Origin of the sequence: Streptosporangium lutulentum (assembly GCF_030811455.1) — a bacterium.
Lineage (GTDB): Bacteria > Actinomycetota > Actinomycetes > Streptosporangiales > Streptosporangiaceae > Streptosporangium > Streptosporangium lutulentum.
The window spans coordinates 4,995,098-5,014,096 of sequence record NZ_JAUSQU010000001.1 but is presented as its reverse complement, the minus strand read 5'-3'; the positions used below and the strand labels follow the sequence as shown (position 1 = coordinate 5,014,096).

The following is an 18,999-nucleotide window of genomic DNA, read 5'->3' as shown; positions in this document are numbered from 1 at the left end:
GAGAGCGAGACTCCCGATACTGAGCAGGTGACCGTAACGGCGACGAAGGAGCCGGCGACCAGGCGGACGGTTCTCCAAGGAGCGCCGCCGTTCACCGTCGACGACCTGCTCACGTTTCCCGACGACGGAAACCGTTACGAGCTATTCGATGGAAGCCTGCTGGTGAGTCCCCCGCCCACCCCCATGCATCAGTACGCGATCCTGCGCCTTGTTCGCATCCTTGAGGACGCCGCTCCGCCGGAGTTGGAGCCACTGCCGACGGTCAATCTCCGGGTGGGCCCCTGCGACTTCTTCATCCCCGATCTCGTGGTGGTGCCGGCGGAGACCACGGAGAGGACGGAGCTGATGTTCACGCCGGACGACATCCTGCTCGCCGTCGAGATGGTCAGCCCGAGCACCCAGGCGCGAGACCGCCATCTCAAGCGGGCCGCCTACGCCGCCGCGGGCATTCCCGCGTACTGGCGGATCGAGCTCTCCGAGGGGCCGTCCCTCCACGTTCACGAACTCGCCGGTGAGGAGTACAAGCCCGCCGAGAGGCACGAGGCGGGAGAGGTCGCGACCCTGTTCGCGCCTTTCGAGGTCGAATTCGATCCCGCCGTGCTTCTCCGGCCCCGGAGCTGACCGGCACCGGTCTTCTTCTCGCACGACCACACCTCCTTCCGGACCGTGAGGCGGTAGCCGATCAGAGCTGCCCGGTGCCTCGGGAAGGTGTGGTCCGGGCCGCCCCGGATGCCTGGAACGCCCGGTGGGGCGATACTCGGGGCCACGGCGTACGCCCCGCGGGCCTTTCCCCGTGCAGCACGAGCCGTTCAAGGCGAGGCAAAGCCTTTTCCGCTTTTATACAAAAATTCGTTGTTTTGTCATGATATATGGCTATTCTCTTCAGGGTTCCCGGAGAGGCTGGGGAGGCGCGTGAGATGGGAGTGCGCCGGAGAGGTCGCCGGGGAGAGGCGTGTTCTCGCCGTATCGGACGTCCGGGCATAGGCTTTACGCATCTGCTCACGGCGGGGTGCGGATGAAGCGAAAGACTGTGAACATCGATGGTAAAAGCCGGGGGAAGTTGCCCAAGCTATGACCTTTCGCAAGTACGGGGCGGGAAGAAACCCAATTCTCCGTGCTCGGACGGTTCACTTATTCACTGCTCTTTGCGACCCTTGTCCTATCCCCTGTAGGGAGTGGCGATGCGGCGGTTCGGTTCGTTCCTGGCGTTGGCCGGAGGTCTGTCACTGGCGGTCGCCGCGGTGACCCCCGCGCTCGCCCACGAGCATCCCAGCGGAATCACCGACCTGGTGACCCCCGCGGTGGTCAGGGTCGAGGCCACGGCGAAGATCAAGGTCACCCTGCTGGACCACATCGGCGAGCTGCTCCACGTGGAGCGTTCTTACGAGGTGCCGATCGGCACCGGCACGGGCACGGTCGTCAATCCCGAGGGCGCCGTCGTCACTCTCACCCGGGTGGTCAAGAACGACCGGGACCTCGAGGTGTACGCGGCCAACAAGATCTTCGCCGCGCATCACAAGGTCAAGATTCCCGCCGACTTCGAGCGGCACACCCTCAAGGACGACCAGCTCAACCACCACCTGCAGGAGTGCTACCCGCCCAAGCAGCCCACCGCCACCTGCATCTTCGACGTCACCACCGAGCTCAGGATCTTCCCCAACATCTCACCTCCCGACAAGGAGGGGTTCAAGGCCGAGGTCGTCCGCACGGGCGACGAGCCCGACAGCCCCGCCGTGCTGAGGCCCGTCGGGCGCGCCGACGGCAGTACGGGCATGCCCACGGCGCCGCTCGCCGCCGCGGTGCCCGTCAAGGAGGCCTCGCCGGTGGCGGTCGCCGGGTTCACCGGACGGCCCGCCGTGAACCTTCCGGAGACCGTGGACATCGCGCACCTGCGGGCGGGAGGCGCCGGCGAGAGCGGGCGGCGGTTCAACGACCCGGAGAGCAAGGTCAACGAGCCGGAGAAGCTGGGCGGCCTCGTCGACAAGGGGTTGCTCGGCGGGCCGGTCATCGAGGACAAGAAGGGCGAGGTCGTCGGGCTGCTGGTCGGCGGGGGCAAGGACGCCAGGATGATCGGCATCAGGGAGGTCACCAAGGCGCTGGCCGAGGCCGACGTGGCCCCCAGACGCGGCCCGATCGACGCCGCCTTCGAGCAGGCGCTGACCCGGTTCCACACCCATTACTTCGGCGACGCCGTCCCCGCCTTCCAGCGGGTCCTGGATCTCTATCCGGGCCACACCGTGGCCGCCGTGCACCTGAAGACGTCCCAGCAGAAGCGCGGCACCGCCGAGGACGCGGGAGCCAGGAAAGCCGACGCCGCCGCCGACACGGGAGAGACGCCGCTCTGGCCGATCCTCGCCGGCGGAGCCCTGCTGGTGGTGGCCGTGGTGGTCGGCGCGCTGCTGCTCTGGCGCCGCAGGCCGTCCGAGCCGGATTCCCCGCCGAGCCCGGCCGCGCAGACCAGACCCCCCCTGCCGAATCCGCCGTCCGTCCCGCCACGGCCGGCGTTCGACGAGAAGGCGGACCCCACGATCGTGGTCAACCGTTCCTTCCCCGCTCTGCCCAGGGCCTCCACCGAGCCGGGCCGGCCCGTGCTGGTCGCGAGGGATCCCGGCACCAGGAAGGATCCGGGTGCCAAACCGACCGACACGTCCATGCAGCAGAAGTACTGCACCGGTTGCGGGATGGGGCTGAGCCCCGCTCACAGCTTCTGCGGGTACTGCGGCAAGTCCGTCAAGACGTGATGTCCGTGAACGACAGAGCGTTGATCGGGCAAGAGGTCGCCGGTTACTACATCGAGGATCTGATCGGCAAGGGCGGTATGGCCGTGGTCTACCTCGCGGTGGACCCCCGCCTCAACCGCCGCGTGGCATTGAAGATCCTCAATCCGCTTCTCGGGGAGGACGACCGATTCCGCCAGCGTTTCGTCCTGGAGTCGCGGACGGTCGCGAGCATGGACCACCCGAACATCATCCCGATCTACGAGGCCGACAGCGCCGACGACGGCACGCTGTACATCGCGATGCGCTACGTGGACGGCCCCGACCTGCGCCAGATCTTCTACGACCGCGGGCCGATGACGGTGAGTCAGGTCAACCGGATCTTCGCCCAGGTGGCCGCGGCGCTGGACACCGCTCACGCGCACGATCTGATCCACCGTGACGTCAAGCCCGCCAACATCCTGATCGCGGCTCACACCGAGGGCGACCACGCCTACCTCACCGACTTCGGCATCACCAAGCACCGCACCTCGCTCTCCGGGCTGACCCAGACCGACCAGTTCATCGGCACGCCCCGCTACATGGCGCCCGAGCAGATCAACAAGGAGCACATCGACGGGCGCTGCGACCAGTACGCACTGGCGTGCGTGGTCTATGAGGCACTGTCGGGGCAACTGCCGTTCCAGCGCGACAACGAGATCGCACTGCTCTGGGCGCATCTGGCGGAGACGCCCACGCCGCTCACCGCGCTCCGGCCCGACCTCCCGCTGGAGGTCGACGGCGTCATGATGCGGGCACTGGCCAAATCGCCCGAGCAGCGCTTCGACACCTGCGCGCAGTTCATCGCCGAACTGCGCGACGCGATCAGCGGGACCAGCCATCCCCATCCCTACCAGTTCGCCCAGACGGCCCCGGCCGAGACGAAGAGAAGGAAACAGTCCAGGCCGGGCGGCGGCAAGGGCATCCTCATCGGCGCCGGAGTGGCGATCGTGACGATCGTCGCGCTGGTCGCGGTGCTCGTGACGGTCCTGCGGGGCGGCGGCGACGACTGGACGGCCTACGCGGGCTCGGCCGCCGTGCCGATCGCGTTCGAGCATCCCGGCGACTGGACGTTGCAGCCGCAGGCGGACGTGTTCGTGGTGTCCTCGCCGCAGGCGGACGAGTTCCGGACGCTCTTCGCCACGCCGGTCACCGCCGACTGGGCGACCGCGAACGAGACCATCAAGAACACGCCGGAAGAGGCCACCGGCCTCTACGCGCAGACCCTGGACACCCTTGACCCCCGCAGCGGGGCACAGCAGTTGCAGGAGACCCTGCAGTCCTCGTTGCCGGGCAAGGTCAGCGTCTTCTCCGAAGTGGTCCAGGTGCGTGTGGGCGGGTATCCCGCCGTACGGCTGCAGGGGTCGATCGCCGATCCGCAGCGCGGCGGGCAGCTCGATTTCACGGGGTGGGCCGTGGAACGACCGGACGAACCCGCTCTGATGATCTACTTCTGCGCGCCCGGCCGATGTGACAACGCACTGGCCAACCGGTTCGTGGGAAGCGTGTCCTTCCAGGAATAGTGAGCTTCCGAACCGGTCCTTTCGGGAGTGATTATCGGGTGGAAAGTCCCCTATTGGGGAAAATGACCCGGGCCCCGCCTGTGAACGGTGCGCCTGAATGATTTGTTCTGTATGCATGAAGGAGATGAAGCTCTAGTCTCCGAGCATGGCGGTTCCGTTTCCCCCCTTTCAACGCCTTCGCGCAATACCGACATCCGACGTGCTGATCGGGTGCGCGATCATCGCTCTCGGCACGCTTGAGGCGTTCACCGTCGCGACCGAGTACGGCGCCGCAGAGACGCCCGAACTGTGGTGGATCGGTCAGGCGCTCGTCACCGGAGCGCTCGTGTGGTTTCGCCGGAGGGCACCGGTCGCCGTCTTCATCCTGATGATCCTCGCCCAGTACGTCTGGCACCGGCAGGGGTACGAGTTCTGCCAGACCTGGCAGTTGGCCTCCCTGCTGATCGTCTTCCACACGGTCGGAGCCGAACTTCCCCTCAAACCCGGCCTGGCCTGGGCCGTCACCGGAGTCCTGGTCTTCGACTCGGGCGCCGTCGACCATCGCCTGCTCCCGTTCGACGAGGTCATCTTCCTGACCGTCGTCTTCGGCGCCGCCTATCTCACCGGCCTCGCCCTGCGCGCTTACGCCACCCGCCTGCTCCGCCTGTCCGCCCACGCCGAACGATTGGAACGTGACAGAGAACGGCGGGCCGCCGAGGCCGTCGCCGAGGAGCGCGCCCGCATCGCCCGCGAGCTGCACGACGTCGTCGCCCACAGCGTCAGCATGATGGTCATGCAGGCCGGGGTGCTTCGCCGTACGCGAAGCGGGGACGCCGAGGCGCTCCTCGGCATCGAGCGCATGGGGCGCGAGGCCGTGGAGGAGCTGCGGGTCATGCTCGGCGCGCTGCGCATGCCCCTTGACGAGGCCCTCCCGCAGCCCGGCGTGGATCTGCTGCCCGACCTGGTGAACACTCTCGTCTCCTCGGGGCTGCGGATCGTCCTTGAGATCAGGGGCGAGGCGGTACGGCTCGCCCCCGGGGTCGATCTGTCGGTCTACCGCATCACGCAGGAGGCGCTCACCAACGCGGTCAAGCACGCGGGCGAGTCCGAGATCCGGATCACCGTCTCCTACCGTCCCGGCTCCGTGGAGGTGGAGGTCCTGGACGGGGGCGGCGACGGCCCGCCCGGCCTGTCGACGGGCAACGGTCTCGTCGGCATGCGTGAGCGTGCCGTGCTGTTCGGCGGCACCTTCGAGGCGGGTCCGCGTCCCGGGGGCGGGTTCCGGGTCCACGCGTCCCTGCCGACCTCCCGGGAGGTGTTCGCGAATGAGCGGATCAGGTGACCCGACGACCCCGCCGACGACGGGGCGCACCCGCGAACGAGCCGCAGAGCCGCCGGCCAAGGAGAAGGAATGAGCATTCGTATCGTCATCGCCGACGACCAGGCGATGGTCCGTGCCGGGCTGAGGCTCATCGTGGAGAGCGAGCCCGGCATGGAGGTGGTGGGGGAGGCGTCCGACGGGATCGAGGCCGTCGAGGTGGCCCGCGACACCCGGCCGGACCTCGTGCTGATGGACATCTCGATGCCGCGCATGGACGGCCTCACCGCCGCGAAGCGGCTGCTCGACCGGCCGGACCCGCCGAAGGTCGTCATGCTGACGACCTTCGACACCGACGAGAACCTCTACACCGCGCTCCGCACCGGGACCAGCGGCTTCCTGCTCAAGGTCTCGCCGCCCGAACAGCTCGTGGACGCCATCCGCGTCGTCGTGGGTGGGGACGCCCTGCTCGATCCCGCCGTCACCACCCGGGTCATCGCCTCCTTCGCCGGCCGCCACGACCCCGTGCCCCCGCCGCAGCTGGCCGCCCTCACCCCGCGCGAGCTGGAGGTGCTGCACTCCCTGGCCCGGGGGCTGACCAACGCCGAGATCGCGGTCCGGCTCTTCGTCGGCGAGGCCACGGTGAAGACCCACGTGGCCAGGGTGCTGATGAAGCTCCACCTGCGGGATCGGGCTCAGGCGGTGGTGTTCGCGTACGAGTCGGGGGTGGTCCGCCCCGGGACGGCCGTCGGGTAGTAGGAGATCCACTCCTGGCGGCTCATCTGGAGCATCCTGACCCCGAGCGAGCTCAGCGCGACGGCCCCCGCGCCCCACGTCACGACGATCACCGGGCCGTACGGAATCAGGAGTGAGGTGCCGTAGCCGAGGCCGGCGACGAGGGGCACCCACCAGTGCGCGAATCCGGTCCGCCACACGCCGACCAGCAGGATGGGCAGGCCGAAGAGGGCGAGGAACAGCCACGGGAGCTGGAAGCCGAAGACCACGCCGGGCAGGTTCAGCATTTCGTCGAGGATCTGCTGGGCCCTCTCCGGCGGGTTGCGCTGCCCGAGCCACCACTCCACCGGATCGATCATCAGCAGGCCCGACAGGTTGACGTAGCCAAGGACGGTCAGCGTGCCGGTGACATGGCCGAAGACCACGGCACGGCGCCGCATCACGTGCAGCAGGCCGAGAACCGCCAGGGCCATCAGCAGGTAGGACCAGTGGTACATCACCGACTGGACCTGAGCCAGGACGGGGTTGTCGCCGTAGCTGACCGCCTCGCGTTCGTCGCCCCACGTGCCCGGGTCGACGACGGCGGCGATCGCCTGAAGCAGGGGGGCGACGATCAGCAGCGTGCCGGAGGCGACGCGCCTGAAGTCGGCGGAGTCCTTGAACATGGGATTTTCCTTGCCTGCGCGGAACATGTCGCACAGAACGGTAGGTCGCCGCACCCCTGCGGGTCGTCCGTCTCCGGGGGGATCCGCCGTCCCCCTCACGGGGGTCCGGGGGAGGGTCCTTTCAGGAGGTCCTGGCCGGGGCGATGCCGTTGGTGACGATGGCGACCAGGTCGTCGACGAAGCCGGGCGGGACCTGGGCCGGGGTCGCGGCGGAGCCGAAGAACATGCGGGGCAGGATCAGCTCGTGACAGGCGCCGACGATCATCGTGGCGGCGGCTTCGGCGCCGATGTCCCGGGCGACGCGGCCGAGATCCTGTTCGGCACGCAGATAGCGGGCCAGGTGCGCCCGCAGTCCCAGCCCGTCCCCGACGGGACTGGGCATGCCGGCGAACAGGGCGAGGACCTCGGGCCGGGAGAGCAGGCCCGCGAAGGCGGGCAGGATGGCGGTGTGCAGCGCCACGCCGTGGGTGAGATAGGCGTGCAGGTTGGCCTCGACGGTGCCGACGCCGGCCTTGCCGGGCAGCTCGCCCAACTCGCGTTCGACGGTCTGGACGTGAGCGTGGAGGGCGAGCGCGAGGAGTTCCTCCTTGCCCGTGAAATGGTTGTAGAGCACGCCGTCGGCGACCTGGGCCTCCCGGGCGATGTCGCGCACGGTGAGCCCGGCGGTTCCACGCTGGGCGATGAGGCGCTCGGCGGCGGAGATCAGGTGCTCGCGCAGGCTCTGACCGCCACCGCCGTCACGCAGGACGGCTGCTTTTCTCGGTGACATCACATCGCATCGTATGAGTGTCGCGGCCGGCGTGTCGTCCGGCGGTGACGAGTCGCGCGACGCCGCGCGGCCGTACGGCGTCGTGCCCCCCAGTCGTGCCCCCCAGCCGTGTCCCCCGTCGTGCCCCTGAGCGTCGCGGCCGCGTCGGTCGCCTGGCGGGTGGTCAGGGGCGGGTGGTCAGGGGCGGGTGGCGGTGATGAGCCGTGCCGCGCCGCGCAGCCGTACGGCGTCGTGCCCCTCGTAGGGCCGCAGCGCCGCCGTGAGCGCGTCACGGGCACGGGCGGCGGAGGTCTGGTCGACCTTGCCGAGCATGTGGCGGACGGGGCCCCAGGCGTAGAGGAACCGGGCCGCGTCCGCGGCGTCCCTGCCCCACACCTGGGCCGCCTCGACGGGGGCCGAGGCCACCTTCTCGTAGCCGGCGTCGGTGAGCACCTCGTGGATGCGGTCCGGGTCGGCCAGCGACTCCGGCCCCGAGGGGGCCGGCCCGTCGGCGTCGGGCCACAGGGAATTCGAGGGCAGGTGCTCGGCCATCGCCGCGAAGACGGTTCCCAGGTCGTTCTCGGCCATGGAGCGCAGGGACAGCAGGGCGAGACGGCCCCCCGGCCGCAGCGCGCGGCCGATGTTGGCGAACGCGGCGACCGGGTCGGCGAAGAACATGATTCCGAACCGGCTGACGGCCACGTCGAAGCCCGCGGCGGGGAAGGGGTGGATCTGGGCGTCTCCCCGCGCGAAGGTCACGTTGGAGACCCCCTCGTCGGCGGCGGTGGCGCGGGCTCGCTGGAGCATGGGCCCCGACAGGTCGATCCCGGTGGAGTGCCCGAGTCGCGCCCGCCGGGCGGCCAGCCGTGTCACCTGCCCGTTTCCGCACCCGATGTCGAGCACCCTGTCCTGCTCGCCGAGATCGGCCGCCGCGAGCAGGTGATCGTTGAACCCGCTGTTCACGGCGTCGTAGCGGTCCTGGTGATCGGCCCAGTGATTGCCCTCGTAGCCGTTCCACGCCTCGGCCTGCTCGGTGTTGACGACGGAATGCATCGCTCTCCTTCTGCGGGGACGTCGAATGGCTTCGTCGGCCCCGGTCTCGATCCGGTCGGATCGTCCTTGTTATGAACAAGCGTTCATGAACGCGTGTTCATAATGATGTGCGGCGTGGGAAGTGTCAACGGGACCTAAAAATCAGGAGGCCCTGGGCGGACGGTTCGTCCGGCCAGGGCGGCGCGCGCGGCGACAGGTGAGGCCGTACGCCGGTTCGGCTGCGTTTACCTCCGTTGAACTACCGTTGTCGCAGGTCATAGAGGTGCTGCCAAGGATGGGCCGGAGTAGCCGATCTGTCACAAACTGGACATATGAACAAATCGATGACAGAAAGCAGCGGTACGAACGCCGCTCACGGACTCCTCGAAGACAAGGTGGCGCTGGTCACCGGTGCGGGGCGAGGCATCGGCGCCGCCGCCGCGCGGCTGTTCGCCCGGGAGGGCGCCGCGGTCGTGCTGGCCTCGCGTACCGAGTCCGAGCTGAGCGCCGTGGTCGACGAGATCCGGACGGCCGGCGGCACCGCGGACTACGTGGTGGCCGACATGGCCGACGAGAAGGGCATCCAGAACGCGGTCGACAAGGTGGTGGAGCGTCACGGGCGCCTCGACGTCGCCTTCAACAACGCCGGAGTGTCCGCTGCCCCCGTACCCCTGGCCGAGGTGCCCGGCAGCGACTTCGACCGGGTCACCTCGATCGACTACAAAGGCGTCTGGCTGGCCATGGTGGCGGAGATCAAGGCGATGCGCGCGACAGCCGGGGGCGGCGCGATCGTCAACAACAGCAGTACCGCCGGCCTCAGGTCCAGCGCGAGGCTGGGACCGTACTCCGCCTCCAAGCGGGCGGTCAACAGCCTCACCGAGACCGCCGCCGTCGAGTACGGGCCCGAAGGCATCCGGGTCAACGCCATCGCCCCGGGCACCACCATGACCGCGATGTTCCAGCAGTTCGTCGAGGAGGACCCCGACATCGTCGAGCAGTTCAGCGCGAGCACCCCGCTGCGCCGCGTCGCCGAACCGGAGGAGGTCGCCGAAGCCGCCGCCTGGCTGCTGAGCGACCGCGCCTCGTACGTCACCGGCGCGGTCGTGCCCGTCGACGGCGGCCTCACGGTGTGAGTACCGCCCCAGGCCGGGCCGGCCTTCGCCTCCGGCCGTCAGGTAGGTAGCCGCAGGCCGGTGCTCGCCGAGAAGAGCTGTTCCTTGCCCGGCATGATCCGCAGAAGGACCCGGGAGCCCTTGGACGGCGGTGCCGTGGGGTCGACCCGGGCGATGACGGTCTGTTCGCGGAGCACCGGATCGGTCGTGTCGGCGTACTGGCCGTAGAGGAAGGCGTCCGAACCGAGCTCCTCGACGACGGTGACGGTGACCGGGAAGGTCGTGTGGTCCTCGCCGGCGTCGCCGACCACCTCGACGGCCTCTGGCCGGAAACCCAGGATGACGCGGTCGCCGCCCTCGTCCTTGAGCGCCTTGAGCGTCTCGTGGGTCAGCCGCACCCGCGTCCCGCCGGCGAGGATCGCCTCCTCGCCCTCGACGCGGTACTCGCCCAGGTTCATCGACGGGGAGCCGATGAACCCGGCCACGAAGACGTTGGCCGGCCGCTGGTAGAGGCGCAGCGGCGTGTCGACCTGCTGCAGGAGCCCGTCCTTGAGGACGGCGACCCGGTCGCCCATCGTCATGGCCTCGACCTGGTCGTGGGTCACGTAGACGGTCGTCGTCCCGAGCCGGCGTTGCAGGGCGGCGACCTGGGTGCGGGTCTGCACGCGCAGCTTGGCGTCCAGATTGGACAGCGGCTCGTCCATGAGGAACACCTTCGGTTCGCGCACGATCGCCCGGCCCATGGCCACGCGTTGCCGCTGGCCGCCGGAGAGCGCCTTGGGCTTGCGGTCGAGGAACTCCTCCAGGTCCAGCAGGCGGGCGGCCTCAAGGACCCGGCGGTCGCGCTCCTGCTTGGGAACCTTGATCACTCGCAGGGCGAAGCCCATGTTGTCGGCCACCGACATGTGCGGGTAGAGCGCGTAGTTCTGGAACACCATCGCGATGTCCCGGTCGCGCGGCGGCAGGTGGGTGACATCACGCTCGCCGATGGCGATGCGCCCGCCGTCGACCCTCTCCAGCCCGGCGAGCATGCGCAGGGAGGTGGACTTCCCGCAGCCGGACGGGCCGACGAGGACCAGGAACTCGCCGTCGGCGATATCGAGGTCGAGGGCGTCCACCGCGGGCTGCGTGGACCCCGGATAGACGCGGGTCGCCTGCTCGTAGAGAACTCTGGCCATGTCATCACTCCTGCGGTTGTACGACTGCCTTGACCAGGCCGGGATCGCGGGCGCCCGCCGTCAGCGCCTGCTCGACCCCGGCCAGGCCGTAGTGGCCGGTGACCAGGGCGTCCAGCCGGACGCGTCCCGAGGTGGCCAGCTCGATGGCCGTCGGCCAGGTGTTCGCGTAGCGGAACGTGCCCGTCACCTCAAGCTCACGCGTCTGCACGTGCGTCAGCGGCAGCGGGATCTCGTCCCCGCCCATGCCGACGAGGACGACCCGTCCGGCCCGCCCCACCGAGCGGACGGCCTCCCCGACGGCGGCGGGACGACCCGAGCATTCGAGCAGCACGTCGGGCTCGAACGCGGCGTCGGCCAGACGGTTCTCGCGCACGTCGAGGGCCACGCTCGCACCCAGGTCGCGGGCCAGCCCCAGCCGGACGGGATTGACATCCGTGATCATGACCTCGGCGGCGCCGAAGGCCCGCGCGGCCTGCAGGCAGAGCAGCCCGACCGGGCCCGCGCCGGTGACGAGCACGCGGGCGCCGGGCCCGACCCGGGCCTTCCGGCAGGCCCACACGCCCACCGACAGCGGCTCGATCAGGGCGGCGGCGTCATCGGACAGCGTGTCCGGTACAGGATGGGCGAACTCCTCGCGCACGACGACGTACTCGCAGAAGGCCCCGTCGATCGGAGGGGTGCCGAAAAAACGCATCCGCGGGCAGAGGTTGTAGCGGCCGGCCCGGCACTGCGGGCAGGTGAAGTCGGGCACTCCCGGCTCCAGCGAGACACGTTGCCCCGGGCGGTGACGGCCGGCCCCGGGCCCGGCGGCGACCACGGTCCCGGAGGGCTCGTGGCCGAGCACCAGCGGAGACTCCACCACGAAGTCACCGATCCGCCCGTGCTCGTAGTAGTGCACGTCGGAGCCGCACGTCCCGACAGAGGAGACCCGCACGAGCACGTCCCGGGGGCCGGGCGTGGGCCGGGGCCGTTCCTCCAGCGTGATCTTTCCCGCTCCCTGCAGTACGGCCGCGCGCATGGTGGGCTCGCGCGTGGTCTTCGGCTCCCCTCCTTTCCGGTGGCGGGACCGGGGATGAACGCTGTGGGAGGTCATGGCCTTTCGCTCCTACTCTCCGGTGACGGCGCCGAGGGTGAGCCCGGTGACCAGCCAGCGGCGCACGGCGAGCCCCGCGAGCATCATCGGCACGACCACGATCGTGCCGATGGCGGTGAGCTGACCCCAGTCGATGCCCGTCTGGGTGACCAGCTGGGAGGCGGCGATGGGCAGTGTCTGGGAGTTCGGCCCGGAGAAGACCACGGCGAACGCGTAGTCGTTCCAGGCGAAGACGAGGCACAGCACGAAGGTGGTGACCAGCCCCGACTTGGTCAGCGGGAGGATGACCGTACGGAAGGCCTGCCAGCGGGTGCAGCCGGCGACGAGCGCGGACTCCTCCAGGGAGGCCGGCACCTCGGCGAAGAACGCGCTCATCAACCAGATGGCGAAGGGCAGGTTGAAGGTCAGGTAGGCCAGCACCAGGCCGGGGATCGAGTCGATCAGGCCGATCCCGCGGAAGATGAGGAACAGCGGGACCACGACGGCCGCGATGGGCGCCATGCGGGTCGAGATGATCCAGAAGGCCAGGTGCTTCTTCCCGCGCATCTGGGTCCGCGCCAGGCCGTAGCCGGCGAGCGCGCCCAGGCAGACCGCGAGCAGCGCGGAGATCCCGGCGGCGAGCACGCTGTGCCAGATGTAGGGCCCGAGGTTGTTCGAGCCGGTGAACAGGTTGCGGTAGTTGTCCAGGGTCGGGGCGAACAGGACCTGCGGCGTGGCCGAGGTCACGTCGGCGCGGTTCTTGAACGACGACAGCAGCATCCAGATCAGGGGAACCAGCGTCCAGAGCAGGGCCGCGGCGAGGAGGAGCGCCACCACCCACCGTGAGCGCCGGCTGCTCGCCTCAAGCGGGGACTGCGGCACTCCCGGCGGGGCGGCGACGACCCCGTGCCCGTTTCCCCGTACGGCCTGATCGGGGCGGGTCTGCTGGGGTACGGACGACCGCGGCGTCATCGAGGTGCTCATCGGGTCGGCCCCCCTTCCCCTGCGGCCCGCCGGGGTACGGATGACCGCGACGTCGTGAAGGTGCTCATCGGGTCAACCCCCTGGTGTCCAGCAGCCGGACGAAGGTGCGGGCGATGAAGATCGAGAAGGCCAGCATCGCCAGGCCGATGGCGGCGGCGTAGCCGAGGTCGAAGAAGCGGAACGCGGTCTCGTACAGCCGGATGGGGACGATCTTGGTCGCGTCCGCCGGGCCGCCGTTGGTGGTGACCCAGATGATGTCGAAGTAGCGGATGGCGTCCATCGAGCGGATGAGCAGCGCGACCAGCAGCACGTTGGCGATCGCGGGGAAGATGATGTACCGCAGCGTCATCCAGGCCGGGGCCCCGTCGACGGCGGCGGCCTCCCTCACCGACTGGGGCACGCTGGACAGCCCGGCCAGGGTGATCAGGGCGATCAGCGGGGTCCACTCCCACACGTCCATCAGCACGACGGCGGCGAAGGCGGTGGCGGGGCTGCCGAGGATGTCGCCGGTGTAGCCGAGGGAGCGCAGCACCCACGCGTAGAGCCCGAAGGTGGAGTCGGTGAGGTAGCGGCCCAGCAGGCCGACGATCACGGGCGCGGCGAACATCGGCAGCAGCAGCAGGCTGAGCAGGACGTTACGGCCGCGCAGCACCCGGTACAGGCACAGCGCGATGCCCACCCCCAGCGCCATCTCCAGCCCGACGGTGAGCACGAAGTAGATGATCGTGCGAAGCCACGACATCCACATGTCGGCGTCGGTGAGGAAGCGAATCCAGTTGGTGAGGGCCACCAGTTCGAGACGGACCCCGCCCAGCAGCCGGACGCGGGAGAAGCTCATCGCGATCAGGGCGAGGAAGGGCAGGATCGACAGCGCGGCCAGCAGGATCAGGCCGGGGGTCATCATCCTGCCCTCGAAGCCGACGCGCGGCTCCTTGGGAGCGGTGCTCCGCGTCGGGGCGGATCGGCTGAGCGCCGGTGAGGAGTCCGCGACGTGTGCCATCAGGCCACCCACCCCCGTTCCACGATCTGGTCCACCCGCGAGGTGATGGAACGCATCGCCTCCTCGGGCGACGTCGACCCGGTGAGCATCCGGGACAGCTGCGTGAAGATCGCGGTGTTGCACTCGTTCCACATCGGGATCTTGGGCCGGAGTCCGATCTTGCCGGGCTGCCAGGCCTGCCGTACCGCCGCGGCCGTGAGCATGTTGGGCATCGACGTGGGCCGCTTCTCGGCCGCGCGCACCTCCGGCAGTTCGTACACGGAGGTGCGGGTGGGAGTGCCCCCGCCGGCCTTGCTCCTGAGGTTGGCGAGCTGGGTCTCGGGAGAGGTGGCCCACACGATGAACAGCCAGGCCGCGCCGCGCTCGTTGGGGAGCGTGTTCCCGCTGATCGCGACCCCCGTGCCCCCGTACATGTTGGCGGTCCCGCCCGGGCCCCTGGGCAGCGGCGAGTAGCCGACCTTGCCGGGTAGCACCTCCTCGTTGCTGGCCGCGTACTCGTGCCAGTTCGGGCACATCGCCAGCCGGCCCGCGCGGAACGCGGCGCCCAGGCCGTCCCAGTCCCACGTCTTCGAGGCGGGGTCGGCGATGCCGAGCAGCCGGTTGTAGAACTCCGCGCCCGCGATCGCGGCGCCGGAGTCGATCCGGCACGGGCCGGGGTTCCGCGACCCCATGCGCCCGACTTCCCGGCCGTTGTCGAAGTAGTCGCCCCCGTAGGACCAGAGCACGTTGCTGAAGTCGTTCATCAGGGAGTCGTGCTGGCGGCCCTGATGCCCGGTGCCGTACGCGACCTCCGACGTCGCGTTCTTGTTGAACCACCGGGCGATCCCGAAGTACTCCTCCCACGTCCGGTCGCCGCCGGGGCGCGGGTCGAAGCCGAGGTCGTCCGCCATGCGGTCGCGATACTTGTCGAACAGGTCCTGCCGGTACTGCCAGATCATCGTCGGCGCGTCGTACGGCAGGGCGTAGACGGGCGCGGACTCGACGAACCGGCCGGCGGCGTCAAGCTGGGTGGGGATGAAGTCTCCGAGGCCGACGGGCAGGTCCGGCAGGTTCGGATCGGCCTGCAGCGAACGCAGGTCCACCAGTCCTCGCTGGTACGGCGCGAGCACCTGGTAGGGATCGGCGTAGATCACCTGGTACTGGGCCCGGCCCGAGGCCAGGTCCAGGGCGACCCGCTGGACCAGCGCGGTCAGCTCCAGCGTCACGATGTTGACGTTGATACCCGTCAGATCGGTGAACGGGCGGAGGTTCGCGGCGATGGCCGCGGTGGGAGCGGTGTTCTCCGAGATGAAGTTCAGGGTGGCGCCCTTGAACTGCCGCCACTCGTCACCGCCGGCGACTCGTGCCACGTCACCGCGGGAGCCGCAGGAACTCAGGCCCCCCGCCAGGGACAGGGAGGCGCCGGTGGCCAGGGCGCCACGAAGAACGTCACGCCTGCTCGGCTGAGGTGGATAGTCGTTCACTGCACCTCCTGACACTGCAGGTCAGGGCAACGACAGTAGCTTTATCCCATTTAATTAGTTATGTCGCAAAAATATTTAAATAAACATATATATGGTGTTTTGTCCGGAAAAATATGAGGCCTTGGCTTCCGTCGCCCGAGGCGGTGGAAAAATGAGGAGCCCGACACTTTCACCAGACGGAATGACCCGGGGCCGACTGCGGCGATCCCATGATCGCCGCAGGCCGCGGGCCTGTCGCGGGGGCGCCGAATGATCCGGACGGCCCGCCGGACCGGTGCCGGGGGCCCCGCTCAGGCGGCGCCGGGGACGGTGACGTTCCGCTCCTTGAAGTCGTAGCCGTTCTTCGAGGCGCTCTCCCGCAGGGCGTTGAAGGAGTTCATGCCGGCGTCGAGGTCGGCCTGTGTGGCGGTGCCGTTCTTCAGTTTGGTGAGCAGGCCGGTGAAACCGTCGCTGACCGCCTTGGTCCCCTTGCACAATGTCGGGTTGGCCATGGCGAAGCGCCTGGCGACTTTCAGTTCGTGAAGGGTGAAGGCGCCGGCCACGGCCGCCTTCAGAAAGGTCCGCTTGCGTCTCTCCGCTCCGCGTTCGAAACCGCCGCTTCGCAGCGGCCGGTAGATGTAGCGGTAGAAGGCGCCCAGGGCGAGGCCCGCGTGCAACGCGAAGCGGGTCTTGGCGAACGGCCTGGCGTTACTCGTGGCCGGACACTCCGCGTCGTACTCCTGGTCGGTTTCCATCGCCGGTGGGGCGTTCGCGGCGGGTGGGACGCCGGGATCCGGCAGGGCGGCGGCGGGCGCCGAGTTCGCGGTCACCACGGCTTCGGGATTCACGGTGGACGGCGTGTCGCCGCAACCGCCGAGCAGTGTCACCGCCAGCAAGGCCGCTGCCGGGACGGCAGCGGACCGGACACCCCGTACAGGCATTCTTCCCCCCGGAGAACGTCAGGCGTTGCGATTCGCGCCTTTCCTCACTGCCGTACCCTTCGTAGTTGATTGGACACATTAAGTGAAGTCAGCGGTCCTCCGGGGGGCCTGGAGGGAGTGGCGTGGAACGGCTTCGCCCGTCGGCCTCGTGCCTTCGGGTCCGCGGATTCCGCGCCCGGGGGTGTCACTCCTCCTCGCAGCCCGAGCCGATCACCGCGATCGACCCGTCTTCGGCGGGGGGCTGGGGCTCGACCGCTTCGCAGACGTAGGTGCTTCCATACGTGGAGAAATGGATCTGGTTCGGGGCGCCTGTGTCGTCGACGCCGCAATCGGTTCCGATGGCGTCGCCTTCGTTCTCGCTTTCGAACGGGCCGTTCGCGCAGGTGTATCGGGAAGGGGACGCGGTGGCGTGAGCGGTGGGCGTGAGAGCGAAGGTCGCGGCGACCGCCGCCGCGGCCAGGGCGGCGTGCCGGATGGTGGGGGACATGGGGATCTCCTTGGGTGGGGCCGGTCGAGTGTCTTCACGGCAAGTTATATGACGATTACTTTGCGTGACAATACACTTCGATGAGATTGGTTCCGGAGGGTCCTCGGCCGCCCGCCCGACCCCGTCGCGACCCGTGGATCGAGGTGGCTCGCGGGGTGGGGGCGGCACCGGCTGTACACGCTCGTGAACATATAGTTACGATGCAGCTACCTGGAGTAATGAATGGAGACGCGGCCATGAACGCACTCAACCGCAAGCATGACCTCTGGTTCGACGCGTGGGACGCCGGCCGTGACGGCGGGATCGCGCGCCCGGACCCGCGCGCGCCGGGCCGGCAGGCCTTCGAGCAGCCCGAGTGCGCGTCGGAGTCGACCGCGATCCGTCACCTGGTCGACGTCTACAACACCTTGTGGGAGTCGCTGATCCGGCAGGCTGACACCGGCCGCGACGGCATCGTCTCGCGGGCGGGGTTCTGGGCGGCGATGGAGCGGCAGAGCGCCGACCGCGACCGGTTCGAACAGGCCCTGAGACCCGCCGCGGAGGCGGACGAGGTGACCCGGTCCACCGGGACCGCGGACGCGCGGAAACGCTCGGGTGGCGTGGGCGTGTCTTCTTGATCGGTGTCGTGACCGTCAACGCGTACGGCGGGACGCCCACCTCCGCGAGCGCCACGCCATCATCGTGATCTTCAACCCGCGCGGCGTCCACGGGCTCTGGTCACGGCGCGGGCCGACCGCCTACCTTGTGGGCATGTCCGCTATGACCCCTTTCCGTCCATGCCCGGTGGCCGATGCGCCGGACGGCGCCGGCGTCTCCTTCACGGTGGGCCCGCCGGTGTCCGGCCCGCCGCGCTTCGCGCTCACCCGGGGGGCCGGCCCGGAGGCCGGGAGGGTGGCGATCACCGCGAGCGACCGTGAGCCGGAGCGTCGTGAGTCTCCGACCGGCCATGAGTCGTTCGCGGCGTCGGCGGCATGAGCCAGATGTCCTTGACCTCTGTCGCCTGCTGCCAGCTCGCCCTCGCGGTGGGAGATCCGGACGGCAACCGTGCCGTCGCCCGGCGGGCCGTCGAACGCGCGGCGGCGGCCGGAGCCCGGGTCGTGATCCTCCCCGAACTGACCAACAGTGGATACGTGTTCCGCGATCGGGCCGAGGCGGCCGGGCTCGCCGAGCCGCTGGACGGCCCCACCGTGGAAGGCTGGATCGCCTCCGCGCGACGGCACGGCCTCATCCTGGTGGGCGGGCTGTGCGAGCGTGACGAGGACGGGCTCATACGAAACTCCGCCGTCCTCGTCGACGCGGGCGGCGTGCGCGCCGTGTACCGCAAGACGCATCTGTGGGACCTGGAGAAGACCGTCTTCACCCCCGGCGACGAGCTTCCACCGGTCGTCGACACGGCGGTCGGCCGGATCGGCCTTCTGGTCTGCTACGACCTGAAGTTCCCGGAGTGGGTCCGCACGGTGGGGCTCCGCGGCGCCGACCTGCTCTGCGTTCCCACGAACTGGCCGCTGTCCCCGCGTCCCGCGGGGGAGCGACCCGCCGAGGTGACGCGGGTGCAGGCGAGCGCCTCGGTGAACCGCATGTTCGTCGCCGCCTGCGATCGGGCCGGACCCGAGCGCGGCGTGGCCTGGGTCGGCGGCTCGGTCGTCGCCGACCCCGACGGGTTCCTCCTCGCCGGACCCCGGCCCGCCTACGACGAGGGACTGGTGATCGCCGAGTGCCGGCTCGGCGACGCCCGGAGCAAGCGCGTCGGCGCGCACAACGACGTGCACGCCGACCGCCGTCCGGAGCTGTACCGGTCGATTCTGGAACCCGCACGGAGCGCGGACCCCGCCGAGGTGTGAACCTCACACGGACGCCTCTCACGCGGACGGATCCCGCGCGAGCGTCTCTCGCGCGGGCGGATCCCGCGCGGGCAGGACCCGCGCGGGCGGATCCCGTACCGGCGGGTCCCGCGCGGGGCGCTGGCCGATTTCCCCGGAGTCCGGGGACGCCTACCTCGGTGATCGGTCCGGGCGCCGCGAGGCCGT

Annotated in this window: 19 protein-coding genes; 9 read left to right on the top strand and 10 right to left on the bottom strand. The window is 69.6% G+C overall.

The window, feature by feature from the left end; translation table 11 throughout:
* Positions 1 to 27: 27 nt before the first annotated feature.
* From J2853_RS22400 to J2853_RS22380, 5 genes are all read left to right on the top strand, one after another.
* The gene (locus tag J2853_RS22400; RefSeq protein ID WP_307560984.1) at positions 28 to 621 is read left to right on the top strand and encodes a Uma2 family endonuclease; all 594 of its coding nucleotides are present in this window, start codon (positions 28 to 30) and stop codon (positions 619 to 621) included.
* Between the two features lie 560 nt (positions 622 to 1,181).
* Positions 1,182 to 2,741, top strand: coding sequence for a S1C family serine protease (locus J2853_RS22395; protein ID WP_307560982.1), 1,560 nt, complete (start codon positions 1,182 to 1,184; stop codon positions 2,739 to 2,741).
* On the top strand, positions 2,741 to 4,279 hold the full coding sequence (locus J2853_RS22390; RefSeq protein WP_307560980.1) for a serine/threonine-protein kinase: 1,539 nt from the start codon (positions 2,741 to 2,743) through the stop codon (positions 4,277 to 4,279). The genes J2853_RS22395 and J2853_RS22390 overlap by 1 nt, the downstream gene beginning before the upstream one ends.
* A gap of 199 nt (positions 4,280 to 4,478) precedes the next feature.
* Positions 4,479 to 5,600, top strand: coding sequence for a sensor histidine kinase (locus J2853_RS22385; RefSeq protein ID WP_307560978.1), 1,122 nt, complete (start codon positions 4,479 to 4,481; stop codon positions 5,598 to 5,600).
* A 69-nt stretch (positions 5,601 to 5,669) separates the two neighbouring features.
* Positions 5,670 to 6,332: a response regulator gene (locus tag J2853_RS22380; RefSeq protein WP_307560977.1), complete on the top strand. Its 663-nt coding sequence runs from the start codon at positions 5,670 to 5,672 to the stop codon at positions 6,330 to 6,332.
* Here J2853_RS22380 and J2853_RS22375 read toward each other — a convergent pair.
* The 3 genes from J2853_RS22375 to J2853_RS22365 form a co-directional block, all read right to left on the bottom strand.
* Complete coding sequence (locus J2853_RS22375) at positions 6,272 to 6,976, bottom strand: hypothetical protein (protein WP_307560975.1); 705 nt, start codon at positions 6,974 to 6,976, stop codon at positions 6,272 to 6,274. The two genes, J2853_RS22380 and J2853_RS22375, sit on opposite strands and share 61 nt — an antisense overlap.
* 121 nt (positions 6,977 to 7,097) lie before the next feature.
* Positions 7,098 to 7,745, bottom strand: coding sequence for a TetR/AcrR family transcriptional regulator (locus J2853_RS22370; RefSeq protein WP_307560973.1), 648 nt, complete (start codon positions 7,743 to 7,745; stop codon positions 7,098 to 7,100).
* A 177-nt stretch (positions 7,746 to 7,922) separates the two neighbouring features.
* The gene (locus J2853_RS22365) at positions 7,923 to 8,777 is read right to left on the bottom strand and encodes a class I SAM-dependent methyltransferase (protein ID WP_307560971.1); all 855 of its coding nucleotides are present in this window, start codon (positions 8,775 to 8,777) and stop codon (positions 7,923 to 7,925) included.
* Between the two features lie 323 nt (positions 8,778 to 9,100).
* Here J2853_RS22365 and J2853_RS22360 point away from each other — a divergent pair, with 323 nt between their 5' ends.
* A complete protein-coding gene (locus tag J2853_RS22360; RefSeq protein WP_307560969.1) occupies positions 9,101 to 9,889 on the top strand; it encodes an SDR family NAD(P)-dependent oxidoreductase in 789 nt (262 codons plus the stop codon).
* A 38-nt stretch (positions 9,890 to 9,927) separates the two neighbouring features.
* On the opposite strand, the gene J2853_RS22355 is transcribed toward J2853_RS22360, so the two are convergent.
* From J2853_RS22355 to J2853_RS22325, 7 genes are all read right to left on the bottom strand, one after another.
* The gene (locus tag J2853_RS22355; RefSeq protein ID WP_307560967.1) at positions 9,928 to 11,046 is read right to left on the bottom strand and encodes an ABC transporter ATP-binding protein; all 1,119 of its coding nucleotides are present in this window, start codon (positions 11,044 to 11,046) and stop codon (positions 9,928 to 9,930) included.
* A gap of 4 nt (positions 11,047 to 11,050) precedes the next feature.
* On the bottom strand, positions 11,051 to 12,139 hold the full coding sequence (locus tag J2853_RS22350) for an NAD(P)-dependent alcohol dehydrogenase (RefSeq protein ID WP_307560965.1): 1,089 nt from the start codon (positions 12,137 to 12,139) through the stop codon (positions 11,051 to 11,053).
* A gap of 12 nt (positions 12,140 to 12,151) precedes the next feature.
* The gene (locus J2853_RS22345; protein WP_307560963.1) at positions 12,152 to 13,102 is read right to left on the bottom strand and encodes a carbohydrate ABC transporter permease; all 951 of its coding nucleotides are present in this window, start codon (positions 13,100 to 13,102) and stop codon (positions 12,152 to 12,154) included.
* A gap of 64 nt (positions 13,103 to 13,166) precedes the next feature.
* Positions 13,167 to 14,102: a carbohydrate ABC transporter permease gene (locus tag J2853_RS22340; RefSeq protein ID WP_307560961.1), complete on the bottom strand. Its 936-nt coding sequence runs from the start codon at positions 14,100 to 14,102 to the stop codon at positions 13,167 to 13,169.
* Positions 14,102 to 15,565 (bottom strand): extracellular solute-binding protein, encoded by a 1,464-nt coding sequence (locus J2853_RS22335; protein ID WP_307560959.1) that lies wholly within the window; start codon positions 15,563 to 15,565, stop codon positions 14,102 to 14,104. Before J2853_RS22335 ends, J2853_RS22340 begins: the two co-directional genes overlap by 1 nt.
* 290 nt (positions 15,566 to 15,855) lie before the next feature.
* Entirely contained in the window at positions 15,856 to 16,431 is a 576-nt protein-coding gene (locus J2853_RS22330; protein ID WP_307568769.1) for a hypothetical protein, read from the bottom strand.
* Between the two features lie 238 nt (positions 16,432 to 16,669).
* Positions 16,670 to 16,972: a hypothetical protein gene (locus tag J2853_RS22325; RefSeq protein ID WP_307560957.1), complete on the bottom strand. Its 303-nt coding sequence runs from the start codon at positions 16,970 to 16,972 to the stop codon at positions 16,670 to 16,672.
* A 236-nt stretch (positions 16,973 to 17,208) separates the two neighbouring features.
* Here J2853_RS22325 and J2853_RS22320 point away from each other — a divergent pair, with 236 nt between their 5' ends.
* The 3 genes from J2853_RS22320 (at position 17,209) to J2853_RS22310 (ending at position 18,813) form a co-directional block, all read left to right on the top strand.
* Positions 17,209 to 17,589 (top strand): EF-hand domain-containing protein, encoded by a 381-nt coding sequence (locus J2853_RS22320; RefSeq protein WP_307560955.1) that lies wholly within the window; start codon positions 17,209 to 17,211, stop codon positions 17,587 to 17,589.
* 133 nt (positions 17,590 to 17,722) lie between these two features.
* The gene (locus J2853_RS22315; RefSeq protein WP_307560953.1) at positions 17,723 to 17,947 is read left to right on the top strand and encodes a hypothetical protein; all 225 of its coding nucleotides are present in this window, start codon (positions 17,723 to 17,725) and stop codon (positions 17,945 to 17,947) included.
* A 5-nt stretch (positions 17,948 to 17,952) separates the two neighbouring features.
* On the top strand, positions 17,953 to 18,813 hold the full coding sequence (locus J2853_RS22310; protein ID WP_307560951.1) for a nitrilase-related carbon-nitrogen hydrolase: 861 nt from the start codon (positions 17,953 to 17,955) through the stop codon (positions 18,811 to 18,813).
* The last annotated feature ends 186 nt before the right edge of the window (positions 18,814 to 18,999 follow it).